Origin of the sequence: Segatella cerevisiae, from assembly GCF_024054555.1 — a bacterium.
Taxonomy (GTDB): domain Bacteria; phylum Bacteroidota; class Bacteroidia; order Bacteroidales; family Bacteroidaceae; genus Prevotella; species Prevotella cerevisiae.
On the sequence record NZ_JAMXLY010000057.1, the window covers coordinates 1 to 15,057 of the forward strand.

General features: G+C 36.5%; 8 protein-coding genes and 1 pseudogene. 8 read left to right on the forward strand and 1 reads right to left on the reverse strand.

What is annotated here, in order from left to right; genetic code table 11:
- The first annotated feature begins 544 nt into the window (after positions 1-544).
- The 7 genes and pseudogenes from NG821_RS11335 to NG821_RS11360 all read left to right on the forward strand — a co-directional run bounded on the left by NG821_RS11335 (position 545) and on the right by NG821_RS11360 (position 10,854).
- A complete protein-coding gene (locus NG821_RS11335) occupies positions 545-2,188 on the forward strand; it encodes a hypothetical protein (protein ID WP_252761775.1) in 1,644 nt (547 codons plus the stop codon).
- A 160-nt stretch (positions 2,189-2,348) separates the two neighbouring features.
- Positions 2,349-2,720: a DUF3244 domain-containing protein gene (locus tag NG821_RS12700; RefSeq protein WP_394802088.1), complete on the forward strand. Its 372-nt coding sequence runs from the start codon at positions 2,349-2,351 to the stop codon at positions 2,718-2,720.
- A 226-nt stretch (positions 2,721-2,946) separates the two neighbouring features.
- Positions 2,947-3,270 (forward strand): hypothetical protein, encoded by a 324-nt coding sequence (locus NG821_RS11340; RefSeq protein WP_252761776.1) that lies wholly within the window; start codon positions 2,947-2,949, stop codon positions 3,268-3,270.
- 11 nt (positions 3,271-3,281) lie between these two features.
- Complete coding sequence (locus NG821_RS11345; RefSeq protein ID WP_252761777.1) at positions 3,282-4,013, forward strand: DUF5036 family protein; 732 nt, start codon at positions 3,282-3,284, stop codon at positions 4,011-4,013.
- 425 nt (positions 4,014-4,438) lie between these two features.
- Positions 4,439-5,415: pseudogene (locus NG821_RS11350) on the forward strand (IS982 family transposase).
- A 43-nt stretch (positions 5,416-5,458) separates the two neighbouring features.
- A complete protein-coding gene (locus tag NG821_RS11355; protein ID WP_252761778.1) occupies positions 5,459-8,245 on the forward strand; it encodes an outer membrane beta-barrel protein in 2,787 nt (928 codons plus the stop codon).
- Positions 8,246-8,742: 497 nt separating this feature from the next.
- On the forward strand, positions 8,743-10,854 hold the full coding sequence (locus NG821_RS11360; protein WP_252761779.1) for a TonB-dependent receptor domain-containing protein: 2,112 nt from the start codon (positions 8,743-8,745) through the stop codon (positions 10,852-10,854).
- Positions 10,855-10,930: 76 nt separating this feature from the next.
- Here NG821_RS11360 and NG821_RS11365 read toward each other — a convergent pair whose 3' ends face one another.
- Positions 10,931-13,087 (reverse strand): TonB-dependent receptor domain-containing protein, encoded by a 2,157-nt coding sequence (locus NG821_RS11365; protein ID WP_252761780.1) that lies wholly within the window; start codon positions 13,085-13,087, stop codon positions 10,931-10,933.
- 984 nt (positions 13,088-14,071) lie between these two features.
- On the opposite strand from NG821_RS11365, the gene NG821_RS11370 reads away from it, so the two are divergent.
- Entirely contained in the window at positions 14,072-14,728 is a 657-nt protein-coding gene (locus NG821_RS11370; protein WP_252761781.1) for a porin family protein, read from the forward strand.
- The last annotated feature ends 329 nt before the right edge of the window (positions 14,729-15,057 follow it).

Below are 15,057 nucleotides of genomic sequence, written 5' to 3' on the forward strand. Positions count from 1 at the left end.
TCAATCTGCAGCGTGACGCTCGCCGAGGCGTTACACGACGCCTCTTGCCGCTATGCGCGCTCTCCGTGGATGAGTATATTATTTAAATAAAAGTTAAACATTGTCTAAAATTGGGGTATAGTATAGTGTCCGTTATAATCAAAAGTGCTCGTAGTCACTCATTTTTATGTTGCAGGAATAATCATAAAGTTGCCATTGTAACTTTCGAAATAGAACAAAACCAATATGTTGCATTTTGGTATACCATTATGCTGCATATTGGTACACCATTATGGTACATTTCGCTTATTGTCATTTACCTTTCCTATCTTTCAATTTCATGCCTTCTAAAATCATGTTAAGAGGAAAAGGTATAAGATCTTCATAAATTTTGTCTCTGATGGAAGGAATATTTTGATAATAAAACTAACATGACTTGCATGATCAGCCTAAAAATATTATCTTTGCAGGTACTTGACGACTGATAATGAAAAAACATCTTTTCATCATATCTATTTTCTCAGTAATCATTGTTCTTTCTTCTTGTAGGAATAATAGGGAACTTATGTCTACACTTGATACGGCAGACCGACTGATGGAAAACCGGCCGGACAGTGCCTTGAGTCTGTTGTCTGGTCTGAAAGACAGTGTCCAGGATGGAAGTAAAAGCGTGCGGATGCGTTATGAACTGATGAAAACAGAGGCTGAGGACAAATGCTATATCACACATACCTCTGACTCTACAATGCTCGCAGTGACGAACTATTTCAACCATCATGGTAACCAGTTGCAGAGGATGAAGGCCTACTATCTTTTAGGCAGGGTATACAGCGATATGCAGTTTACGGGTGACGCCATTGATTCCTATAAAAAGGCTTTGTACATGGAAGGAAAGGACGATAGTCTTACTTACACGGTACGGGCGCGTGCAAGTAACTGGATCGGTCAGACTTTGATGTATCAGAGGATGTACAAGAAGGCGTACGGCTATTTCCTCCGTTCTTATTGCTTTTCCAGGAAGACAGGAATTGTTACCATCGAGATTTACCTTCTGCGTGACATTGGCCGCTGTCTGTCTGCTCTGGATGAAAAGGAGAAGGGGCTTGATTATTTCAGGCGATCGGCTTGGCTGGCAAAAAAAACGGGGAACGACCGGATATTTAAAGTCGTTATGGCCGAACTTGCCTATAATTATATGGATCTGAAGGATTACAAGAAGGCTAAGCAGGCTCTTGACGTATCTTATTATGATGAGGATTCCGTTTATGACCATGCTTGTCTGGCAAGATATTATTATGAAACAGGGAAGATGGATTCAGCGGCGGTTTATTATAGGAAAAGTCTGAATCGGGATAATATACCGGTCTGCCTTGATGCCTCGCTGAAGTTATTTGCTATCAGCACAAAGCAGGGACATCAGGATGAAGCCAATGTTTATCTGTATCAAAGCATGAATTGTGCCGACTCCCTCAATATGAATACGATTCGGCAGAATCAGAATCTGATCAGGACGCTCGAGCGCAAATTGGAACATGAGCGGCAGTTGAACTTTGCTGCAAGGATGAGGGATAATGTGATATTTCTGATGATTCTGTGTTTTGTAGTCTTTGCTTTTCTAGGCATCTATTATGTGAAAGTCAGAAAGGCAAAAAGCAGAATTCAGCAGGAGAAAATGCGGCAGTTGTTTTCTGACCTTCAGTCTGAAAGTCAAAGAACCATAGCTAAGAATGAGAAGAGAATCCGTGAGTTGGTGAAAGAGATTTCTTCCCTGAATTTGCAGATCAGTGATACCCGAAAGCTAATGCTTCAGACTGAAAAGGAAACCCTGATCAGTGAAAATAGTACGATCAAGTCTGAATATAAATTGAGAAGTTTGCGTATCCGGGAGTTCAGGGACTCGGAGATTTACAGATCATTTCATAGTCCTGACTTTCATCCCAATGATGCGGACTATCTCGCACTGGAATTGGTAGAAAATCAGGCCTTTGGCAATTGTATCGACAAAATCAGAAGAACCAGCCATGGCATAAATAAAAATGACATCAGGATATGCATCCTGCTCAAAGCCGATCTTTCGTTGAAAACGATAGCAGTCTATATGGGTTATGAGTTGAATACGCTGAGTATGGCAAGAGCCCGTCTATATTCCAAGTTATTCAATGCGAAAGGTACATCATCACAACTGGATGAACTGATCCGTAATTTGTGACTTATTCCTGCCTTTTTACCTTAATAAATGCTTTTGTGAACTTTTGTGAAGTGATTTTGTCTACTTGTGAACCTTTGTGAACTAAAAAATGCTCCAGGGTATGATGATTTTATCTATTTTTGTCGTGAGAATAATGCCACAAACAAAAATCGATCGAATAATGAGAAATGTTTTATTGATTTTACTTTTTAGTTTTTTAAGCCTTTTAACTGTAAATGCAGGTGAGACCTATTATCCTGCTGTGACTAATCCTAAAGGTTGGAATATTCCTGGTACTCGGTCAGGTGTGGGTATACATACAGTTCCTGAACTATCCGTATCCTGTGATTTCATAAGGATATATTCTTTAGAGACACTTTCGGACATCAGTATCACCATACTTGATGCACAGGGAACCCCGCTATATCATACGGAGACTACTCTCTGTGCGGCATACAATTATGTCCCGATATCCAGTCTGTCCTCTGGAAACTATGTAATTATCATCAGCCAACGGTCAAGACGACTATATGGGTATTTTGATAAAGAATAAACATTGGTTCATAAATTAAACAATGTATGGTAAATAACTTGAATTTAATGAAACTTTCGGTGAACTCTTAAGTGAGTTTGCTGTGATTCTCTCAAATTGTCCATGATAAATAAAAACAAGAATTTATGCTAAATATGTTAATCATTCAATGGCATTTTCAGCGGTAATAATTGATTTTTTTAAGTGGACTTTGTATTATCATTTCTTTGAATTAATAATAATTAGTATGAAAAACAAAGTATTTTTATGGTTATTGCTTATAATGGGAGTAACCTTTGTATCCTGTTCAGACGAACAGGAAGGAATTTCTTCTCTTACGTCCAATGAAAAATCAATGAGTAACAAACTCATTTTTAATGATAGTGATGAAGCCGTTGCTCTGCAAGTAACTCCAAAGATGAAAGAATTGCAAAAGAAGATGAAATCTTCATTACGCATTCTTACTAGAGCCTCTAATATGTATGGTATAAGGAAGTGGTTTGAAAATCTTCCAGAAAAGAAAATAACTATAGCTTCATTAGCAAATCATTATAATATTATAGGGCTTTAAAAAAGAAGATTATGAATAAAAAATTAATTCCGTTTTATGTGCTTTTTGCGTTAGTATTGATATTTAACGCATGCAGTAACGACAACGACAGAAAAGATCCTGAGGGAACGGTAACGCTCAATATTATGAATGAGGAGAATGGAAAGACGAACTTGGCGAATTCTGATGTTTATATTAACAAATCCAATAATTTTAAAGCTCAATCATGGTATATAATAGATGCCGGAATAGCTTCTGGTCTGAACACGGAATATCAGCCTTCTTTACAAAATATTACTCATGAATCTGCTGTACAACCTGGGCATCTTTATTATCTTTATAATCCTGAAGGTATCGTTGAATTCCCATCGGGTGTACGCGCTGCATACGAGGGAACAAGTTATTATAAGATCATTGTAGTTTCTTCCATTTTTGAAAAGAGTATCAATAAAGGAGCAATAGTAAAATATGTCAATTGTTATTCATCATCAAACAATCTCCCGGCGGCAGGAACTACAATTGGATGTATGACTTCGTCCGGAGACCAGTTGAAGTATTCCGTCCCTAAAGATGCAGAATATGTAACTGGTACTTACCTCCAGTCAGAGATAAAGTATTTTGATATTCATTTAGATAATGGTACACTTACCATCAAATTGAATAAATATGTTGATAAGGTTGAAGGCCCTTATGGTGATTATACGGTTTATATTCGCTCTGGTAATGTTTGCACATCCTTAGTATTCCATGTGATTGCCCCCTGACTCTAAGAAAACTTTACTTCTCGCCATTGGATGACGAGAATAAATCAGTGAACCCTATATAATAATAAATTTTGGTTATGTATAGTTGGCTATCTTTTTTCAATATCATATTGTATTTCATCGCAATTTTAAATTTCACATTCTCAATAAGTTTAATACATAGTTTATGTATTTATTTACTATTAATCCTAACTTTCTTTGAATTGCTCTTTCTAATAAAACAAAAAGGATCTTATCGCAATAAAGAAAATATCAGGGCTGTCATTTTTGTAGCACTTAATGTGATCTATATTATTTTTGTTTGGTGACAATAACAACAAATCGTCTAATAATTATGTTGAAAAAAATATTCTTTTTCTTATTTTTGATAGACTTGATTTTATTTTTAAATAACCCGTTGGCGGAATTAAATACCTAAAATATTTATGTTCAAAAAGTTGCACATGTCGTTGATTATTAGTAACTTAGTAGTGGCAAAACATCTAAGTACAATTCAACGTATGCACAACTTATATTCAAATTTCGTGAAATTTTTCGACATATGCAAGGTTTTCTCTAAAGATTTAGTTAATGAACGAGGAAATATACCTCGTCGGGGCGTTGTCCCCCGCTTTTCAGATCTCGAAGTTATAGCCCTCAGCTTGACAGCAGAGCATCTGAGCATTGACAGTGAGAACAATCTGTTTGACAGACTTAAAGAATACCGTCAGAAATTTCCCAATCTCGTATCCAGACGGCAGTATAATGACCGCCGGAAACTCACCCGGAACTTATGTGAAGAGATCCGTAAGCGCATTGCTTCCAGCATAGACGGTGCCGAAGAATACTTCTGTATCGATTCCAAGCCTATTGAAGTCTGCCGTCTTGCCAGAGGCTACCGTTGTAAACTTGGAAAGACAGACGGGGATAAAGCTCCTTCCTTTGGCTATTGTGCCACGCAGGGCGTCTACTATTACGGCTATAAACTCCATGCAGTCTGCGGGTTAAGCGGAGTCATACATATTCCTATGACCTCAGTCCTGCAAACGTTCATGACATCCATTATCTGAAGGATGTCAAGTTCCAGTTCCATGACTGTAGTATAATTGGAGATCGTGCTTATTTCAGTACTGAATTTCAGCAAGATATGTTTTCTTCTGCCAGTATAAAACTTGAAGTTCCTTATCGGTTGAATATGAAGAATTGGAAACCGGCTTTCAAACCATATGCAAGAGCCAGAAAGAGGATAGAGACCAACTTTTCACAGCTCTGTGACCAATTCATGATTTTCCATAATTATGCAAACAAAACTATCGGACTGTTTACTAGAATTATTGCAAAGATCATTGCATTTAATGTTCTACAGTATATAAATGATATGAATAAACGACCTATCAGGAGAGTTAAATACGCTCTAGATTAATACCACCAAGACCGTTAGATAATAATCACTTTAACTTTATTATATGAAACATATCTCACTATATTTATGGATCTTCCTAAATGTATTTTTGTTAGATATAGCCCCAGGGTATTCAATAAATAAAGATACCACTATAACCGTGATCGGCACGGTATCAGATTCCTTTTTAGGTATTCCTATAAAGTCGAAAGTATATCTGATTAATATGGATTCTACAGTTGTAGATTCCACAGAATGTACGATAGCTGACAAAAACGCTGTGTTTACATTTGAAATTCCCAACAAGGCCCATGAGTATATAGTAGAATGTAACCAATATGGATATGACAGCTCTTGCAAGAAAATCAATATTAAAGGTTACAAAAGACAACAAGAAATTGTTGCAGGGACCTTTCTTCTTAAGAAGAAACAAGAAAGTGATATATATAAAAGCGTAAACCTCCATGAGGTTGCAGTTAAAGCTACTAAAATCCAGATGGTGAACAAAGGGGATACTTTGGTTTATGATGCATCTGCATTCGTCCTGGCTGATGGATCTTTACTGAAAGATCTCATAAACATTATGCCGGGAGCTGAAATAAGAGATAATGATGAAATATATGTTCAAGGTAAAAAAATCGACTATTTGACCCTTAATGGAAAAGATTTCTTCAAAGGCAAAAATAAGGTTATGCTCGATAATCTCCCTTATTTTACAATTCAGGAGATAAAGGTATACAGTAAAGAAAAGACCGAAAAGGAGAAACTTATGTCTATGAGCAAACAGAAAGATTATGTGATGGATGTGAACTTGAAGAAGAAGTTTATGCAGTCCTCTCTTTTAAATGGGGAAGCAGGCATTGGTACGAATAATAGAAAACTGGGAAGAATATTCAATTTACTGTTGTCCCCTAGGACAAATCTAGCTGTGTTTGGCAATGCAAATAATATAAATGAAGAGAACAAACCTCGTAAGGATGGGGATTGGAATCCATCGAAGGTACTTCAAGGGGAAACAAATACCAGGCAAGTAGGTTTTTATCTTAATACGGAAAACAAGAGCAAAAATATAAATGAAGAATTGGATGTCCTTTACAATGGTTCTTGTTATAAGGAGCGTGGGCATTCACTACAAGAAATGTTCGCAAGTGAAGGAAACATTAACAGTTCTTCTCATTCGTCATTAAAGGATGATAACAGGCAGGTGAACGTCAACAATTTGCTGTCATTTGGTAACAGTAAATTTATGGGATCTCTAATTTCGAATTTTACGTATAAAAATCACAATTCGAGAAATGATAAATATGACTCAACCTATCAAGTCCTACCGATTAATGTTGAAACGGAAAACTATGCTGATAAAAGTCATGAACTAAAATTGTCATCTACATTAAATTTGGCAGAGGCTTTTCCTTGGGGCGATTTGATGGCAATAACCTTAGAAGGAAATTATCAAAATGACAGTCCTGACAAGAGTGTCTGGTTATGGCATGATAATGATTCGATTTCAAGTTACGGGAGAAATTATGCAAATGATTTAAGAGGTCATAACTACAACTATACGTTCAATGTAAGGTACCATTATAATCCGACAAGTGACTGGCAAATTACGCCTTATATCGAAGCAAAACACGAATATAAAGATAAGTATAACCAATACTATATATTGGGAGATTCCATAACTGACGCCGTAAACGAGATAGGTATACTTCCTTCCGATCTGTCAAATACTTCTCTGCCTATAGATATGGCAAATAGCAATCATTATACCAACCGTAAGAACGAATTCAATTTCGGTGTTGATTTCGATTATTCAAATGACAAGAGAGAGTTCAGCCTGGAATTGCCTATCTCCTCAACTGATGAAAATATCCATTATCAAACGAATCATCTGGATACAACTGCGCATAGGAGTTATGTGAGATTTGAACCTCAAGTAAAATATACAACTTTTGGGAATAACAGATTCTCGGTTTCATACCAAATGAGTAAGGTTGAACCCCTAATGGAGAATCTGATGCCTTACGCTGATGCAACTAATCCCTTGTCCATTAAGATAAATAACAAATTCTTGAAATCCAAAACAGAACATCAGGTAGATATGAATATCTCCTTCCATCCTGATTCCATCCTATTGACTTGGTGGTTAGGTGTTAATGGAAAAATCACTCATCATGACTGGGGTACAAAAATAGTTTTCAATCCGACCGATGGTAGTTTCATATATGAAAAGAGCAATGTGGAAAAAGCAAATTGGAATGTCCAGTTCTCTTCAGGAATGTCATGGAATTTCGATACTCAAAAAAGATGGACTTTAAGTTTTAATGATTATATAGCATATATCCATAACGTGGATTTCGATATATCTTATAATCAGTTTTCTGATGTGCTAAGTACCGTAAACACGACAACCGCAGGAGTGAAAGCTAATCTCGACTATCGTTTAGGCAAACTTTCATTTGGACTGATCGGTAAGATTGACGGGAGATTTTCTAGAGGCAGTCGGAGTGATTTTACCAAAATAAGTACATGCGATTATCGCTATGGAGGAAATGTGCAATATATGATACCTGGTGTTAGTCTAAATCTTGGCACCGATATCAATATGTATAGTAGAAGGGGATATGAAAGCCATGAGATGAATACGAATGATTTCATCTGGAATGTATTTCTTTCCAAAGGCTTTTTGAAGGGTAAATTAATTGCCAAAATAGATGCCTTTGATATATTACACCAACTTTCAAATAAACAATATACGGTAGATGCTCAAGGTAGAACTGAATCCTGGAACCAAAGCGTTCCTCGATATGTCATGTTCTCTTTAATCCTAAACCTTTATAAGGGTAAATAAGGTCGAAGACCTATCTCCTTTATATTCTAAATGGATAACAAAAAAAGCGCAGTCATCCAACTATATGGATTGACCGGAACTTTGTAATTTCATTTGCCTTTCTGAGAGCTTTCGTAAAGTAATTCTTTCTTTTTGAGTGATTTCGTGAAATAAAATGATCATTTATGTGATGATTCCTTGCCTTATTATTAAAATATTTATACCTTTACAACATTGTTTGAAAAGACAAACTGAAATAATGATTGTATCACCGACAAAAGATATTACCTGATTACTCTGCTTTTGGCAGTTCTGCCCAAAAATGGACTTGTCGGAATTGTACCTTCTTAGATTGAGATCAGACGGATTCAGCCGTGTTGATTTTGAATTCCTATTGTTCCCTTCTTCATCATATATGTGAACAAGTAGCAGGTTATGCTTTCTGGAACGTCTGTCACAGTTGAAATCAATTTTCTGGAGTGATAGTGCCTGTTTCTATTATAAATTAAGATTAGCAGATGTTTTTAAACCGAATTAAGGGATATATCATGTTCTTGGGCATACCGGGAGAAAGGGTATTCAGTATCATTCCAGGCAGAATTCTTTTTATGTTGTTTCTATGTGGTTTAACCGCATCAGCATTTGGGGAAAATGAGATGAGCCGTGATTCTACAATATTAACGGTCAAACTCGATAGTGTCCTGGTAAAAGGACATTATGGCTATTTCAAGAGAAAAGGCAATATGTATACGATCTCATTTAAGAATTCTCCTTTCTACAAAGACAAGTCCGTCACGGAAGCTCTTGGCAGATGCCCGTTGATATCACATACGGATGAATCATTCAATATTCTTGGAAAAGTCTCTACACTGATCTATATCAATGGAAAGCCTTCAACTCTCGAAAGTAAGGACCTTTATGATTATCTGTCCTCATTAAAATCCAATGATGTGGATCATATTGAGATCATTCCAAACTCTTCTGCTAAATATGATGCGGATAATAAGTCGGGAATAATAAATATCATCATGTCAAAAAAGAGAGATGACGGATTTCTGACGGTTTTGAACACAAGCGTAACAAAGGGAAAGGAATGGGGCGAGACAGCCAGTGGATTGTTTGCATACAGGAAGGGAACCCTAAATCTGAATCTGTTTGTCAATGGATCGAATGCTAAAAAATCACGCTACTCGGATACCTTTTATACTTATCCGGACAATAATACGGTTTCAGAGAACTCTAATTTCCATCAGACAGGTAAACCGTTGTCTACGTCTTTAAGCCTTGATTTGAATACTGAGAATAATGATCTGGAATTTGTTTATAGTTTTCAGTGGTTAAAAGTGTATAGCAAGGCTTTGCAGTCAGAGAATGATACGAGTCTGATGGACAAGATCTCAAAGCAGTATAATAACAATCATATCTTCCAGTTGTCTGATGACCTACATTTCTCGTCTACCAGTGCCAGCATACTGTATAATCTCTATTACAGAAAAAATAAGGAAAACAATGATTTTGTCGACGGGGCAATTTCGACACCCCAGAATGACAATGACAAATATATTCTTAATAATGTGAAAGTAGACTTTAATACACATGTTGACAGCACTCTGACTTTTTCTTACGGCTTATCAGGGCATCTGTTAAGGGTTAACACAGTCTATGGCTATGACCGGATTGATAACCGATCGAAATACAAGGAAAAAACAGGTGGAGTTTATCTGTCAATCCGAAAACAGTTAGGGCAGTTGGACATCAGTGCAGGATTGAGATATGAAATGACTTCACAACTGTATGATGGCAACAAAAAAATCTACAGAGGGTGGTATCCTTATTTAAACCTTTCTAAAGATATGGGTGATAAAACCTTGTATCTGGACTATTCTAAGTCTATTGACCGTGTCCCGTTCGATAACCTCACCTTGTCACCTGTATATTTCATGCCTGACAGTTATGTAGAGGGCAATCCCTTTCTGAAACCGACAAAGACGCATAATTTTGATGTTGGTCTGAATGGAAGAAACTTTGATGTCAAACTATTTGACACTTATATTGACAACGGCATATTCTCTTATTCTTATCTTGATAACGACAAGAAAAATGTTTCGACCTATAAAAATTATTCCTTTGAAAATCAGGTTGGGGTCAATATGAGTTATAATCAACAGATTTCCTCTTTAATGCTGCTGAAAGTATCATTATCATCTTATTATGACTATTCACGCTTGAATAAAAACCAACACTTTAAAAGCTGGAACAACTACTTTGATGGCAACCTCGCTATCAAATGGGATCGGAAGGGGAAATTTGACTCGGATATCAGTTATTGGGCCTTATTCCCACAGAAGGAAAATGGCTCCAACTGGAAGAACAGGGCTAGCTTTGCAATAGGCGTCAACTATAATGTCATCAAAAACAAACTTGTCATGAAGTTAAAGTTGAATGATCTTTTCAACCAAGACAATGCAAGATATACCAACACCTATGATAACATCAGTGCTTATCACAATAATTCCTTTGATAAACGGTATGTGAGTTTTACCGTTCAATACATGTTTGCGAAAAATAAGCAGGCTAAGAAAAACAGAAATATAGACATTGATGATGTGAATAGAATACCGACAGAATAAGACTGCTAAGAATATAAGATATGGTGATGAAAAAGACATTGGAAACTCCCGAGTTCGGGGATACTGACCATTCCCCTTATTTCTCGAAGCGGCTCGTATCGTTCTCATTCCTATTGACCTTAATGTCTTTTTCGTTCTTGCTTATATCATAGGAGACCGTGATCATTGCATTCATGCTGTTCGGATAGGTATAAGAATAGACGTCTCGAGTTCCATAGTAGGTATGCTGCTTATAGTAATCTTTATCAAAAAGATCGTTGATGGATAAAGTGATGGTTAGGTCGTCATCTTTTAAAAGTGAATATTGAGTACCTAAATTCATGATGAATCCGCTTCGCCCGGACGTTTGCAGCGTGTTATATCTGGAGGAGATATAAGGATTCAAATAAAAACTCAAATGTTTATTGGGGGTGTAACCTACAAAAAGATTACTTTGGAAATTCCAATAACCGTTTTTACCTATGAATCTATACGACTCTACGTCTTCTTTAATCCTTACGTATTTTTCATATTGGCCGTTTAAATTCAGTTCGCCTCTTAACTTATCGGAGCAGAAAGAGAAAGGTACCGACAGATAGGCATAGTATCCCAGTTGATCTCCGAAATTCTTATAGGTGGAATAGCGCTGCCCGTCATCACTCAAGTCGAACCATTTGTTCCAACTGTCCCGTATATACATGAAGGATAACCTGAAATTGATATATTTCAGAATAAGATTTTCCCATCTTACATCGTATACCTTTTCTGGTTTTAGTTCCGAATTTCCTGTGGCATATTCATCGTCGTTTTGGATTTCAATTCCCGGGAGGATATCGTAAAAACTTGCTCTGTTGCTTCTCGAATTCAACTTTAATGATGTGCTATAATTGTCGGATACGTCGTAATTGATTGCAAAAGAAGGGGAAAAGTTCCAGTAATAATCCGGGATTTTATGATCTGATGTTTTCTGACTGAAATCAGTATATTCACTTCTGATCCCCAGGTAGAGGCCTGCTTTTTTAGTCAAGGAGTAATTGAAAGAAGTATACAGGGCAAGGATGTCTTCTGACAGTTTGATATCTGAGTAATAGTTATAACTCTCTATCTTTTCCTTTTGATATAAATTGGCCAGATAACTTTGAGAGCCGATTTTGAAGAAATATTTATCTTTTTTATAACCGTATTGGGCTTCCAAAATATGCTGGTGTCCCCAAAACTTATTTTGCAAATGATACTGATCCAACAGTGTGCTGGTGTAATCTTCGTTTAAATTACTGTGGCCGGTAAGCAGACCGTATGACAATTTGAATTGGTTGTGGAGAGTATCATTGGAATCATACTCTACATTAACAGACAGCAAATCCGGTTCGTTCTTGTTATTTCTATTTGCTCCCTTTGTAATCGCATGGTTCATGCTATATGACTCATAGTCCTTATTCTTGCTAAAGTCTTTATAATAAGAGCCATATAAATTAATCGATCCTCCTATCTTTGTAGGTGCCCAAGTCATGTTTAGCAATCCAAAATAAGAGAATCTCTTCAGGGCATCCGTTTGTAAAAGGGAGGGTTCGCCATCAGATGCAACTTCTTTCATGGAATTAATCTTCCTATTAGATGCGCCTAAAGAGATGTCTCCTGACAGATCCTTATTCTTGAACAAGAAATCTGTATAGTTACCATATTTGTTCGCATCGTTCTTGTATTTTTGGAAATAGGAAGAATTTGTCAAACTCATGCCGTCAAGTTTTCTGGTATTGGTGATGATTTCCAAGGTGGCATCTTCGGAACCGATTCTATTTTCAGCTAAACGGGTAGTATTTATTTTTACTTGTTTCACAATACTGGCTGAGGCTGACTCTAGATAATTCATTATAGTGGACATGGACGACTTTTGCTTGATGCCATTGATGACAATAGCCGGTTCTGAACCATCTATAATAATCCTATCGTCCTTGATCATTATTCCGGGCATTCGTTTCAACAGGTCAATAATTTTATCACCCTTATTATTGGTAAAAAACGACGCGTCTGCTATAATTTCACCATTTTTGAATGTCAGAGGCCGTTTGTCAGCTTTGACCACGACTTCAGATATGGAATATTTATCGGTACGTAATTTAGGATATAGCGTGCGTATAGAATCTTGGAACACTAATGTCGTATCCCTATATCCTAAGTGAGAAATATGTAAAGATAATTGTCTGTTCTTACTTGAGGGATAGCTTAGTGTGAAATTCCCTTCAGAGTCACTCATAGACGCTGATACGATTTTAGTAGTATCAGTAGTGATGCGCAAAATAAAAGAAGCTAGATCAATTGGGTTTCCACTATAATCCCTTAAACATCCGGTTATGTTCTGAGAATGTGAAGTACTTGTATATAATATTAATATCAGTAATAATTTGTATTTTTGCATCTACAGACTTTTATTTGTACTTTCAGGTGACCTATTTGAGTTTGATTTCGTTATTATTTGGTATTTCTGTCAGCAAAAGTAATATAATTAATTCTAACAGAAGTGTTTTTCTGGTAATATATTAACATTTTCCTGCTTAAATCCCCTCTTTTGTTCCATTACGTAAGATGAAGTTTCCTCTGATCAAGCATATTGTTGAAATTATACGATGTGAAGTACATCTTACATCAATTCTGGGTCTGGCCGGGTAGTTAAAAGAAGCCTATCCGGCGGTGACCTTATTTATACCTTAAATGATTCAATAGGAAGGGTGCCGTATCCCGACCGGATGAACTGATCAGTTGTTTGTGGTGTTCCCCGTTCCTTACCTTAATAAATTCCCCCTTATGAACCTTTGTGAAATGATTTTTACCACATTATAAACCTTTTTGAACTAAAAAACACTTCGTATATGATAATTTTATCTATCTTTGTAGGGTGATAGTTTTATGAATAATTCCATGATTAAAACAGAGGGAGAAAATATTATTAATCTCCTATAAGTCGCTTTTCAATTTTCAATACAAGTCTATAAGGATAGTTAGTGTAGATCTGTCCAAAGTCTCTTTAGTAATAATATTGATGGAAAAGAGTTTGAGGTAGACCTTCTTAGTAAAAGTAAGGAATTAGATGATGTTAGCATAGTACCTGCCCTGAAGTGAATTTATCTCAGAGGTAAAGACGTAGACAGGTTTATTTTTAAACTCTATTTTTGCTTGCCATCATAGTACTTATATAATATCAAAACTTTTAGAGTTGACTTGACTCAATTAAATTTTTAAAATGAAAAAAGTAATTTTATGTGTTTTCCTTATGTGCGCTGGCTTATCTTCCCGTGCACAGGTGGCGAGGTATGGCATTAATGCAGGAATCAATTTAAGTGAACCTGTGGGCAATATTGATACTGACGGGTTCAAAGTAGGTGGAAAAATAGGATTCAGAGGTGAATATGACTTGAAGTCGGCTACTGATGGACTTTATCTATCTTCTGGGTTATACTGGTCCCAGAAGGGGTATAAGAGCAATCCTTATTATGGCTATGGAGGCGATGTTAACAGTGAGGCTACATCATCGATCAATCTCAACTATTTGGAGTTACCCGTCCATATAGGCTATAAACTTGCTTGTTGTAACCATTTAAGTATTTTCGGAGAGGCAGGTCCTTATGCCGGTTATGCCTTGTGGGGGAAGTCAACACTCAAAGTAGACGGTAAAAAGGTGAATTCATCCTCCAAAGTCTTCGGGAAAAACGGATTCCGGCATTTCGATGCAGGTGTCGGTGTACAGATCGGAGTCCAGTTCTTTGAACATTATCAGTTGATCGCAGGTTATGAAAGAGGATTAACCCAACTGAGTAAAGATTTTGACTCGGGTTTACCCTTGGCAAAAGAAAAGTACCGGAATAGTAGTTTAGATATTACTTTTGCTTATGAATTTTAAATAAAAATATGGTGCATAATTTCTTCGGAAGTTCCTGAGACTAAACTTATTCAAAGGGAAAAGGCATTTCCTTTTGTACTGGTTTGGTACAATGGGATGGCTTCTGTCCATTGATAGATGTCGCAAGTTCTGCGGATAGCATATTATTGCTATCCGCGAGTTCGGATTTACACATGAAAGATGGAAAACAGATATGTTCTATACTCAAGTTTCGGAAGTAAAAAGAATTGATTTATTTAACAAATAAAAGTGAGTTTGAGTGCCCTTGTTACAGGGAAATTTTGTATATTTGTATTGATAAAATAAACAGACAAAACGCTCAAACTCAT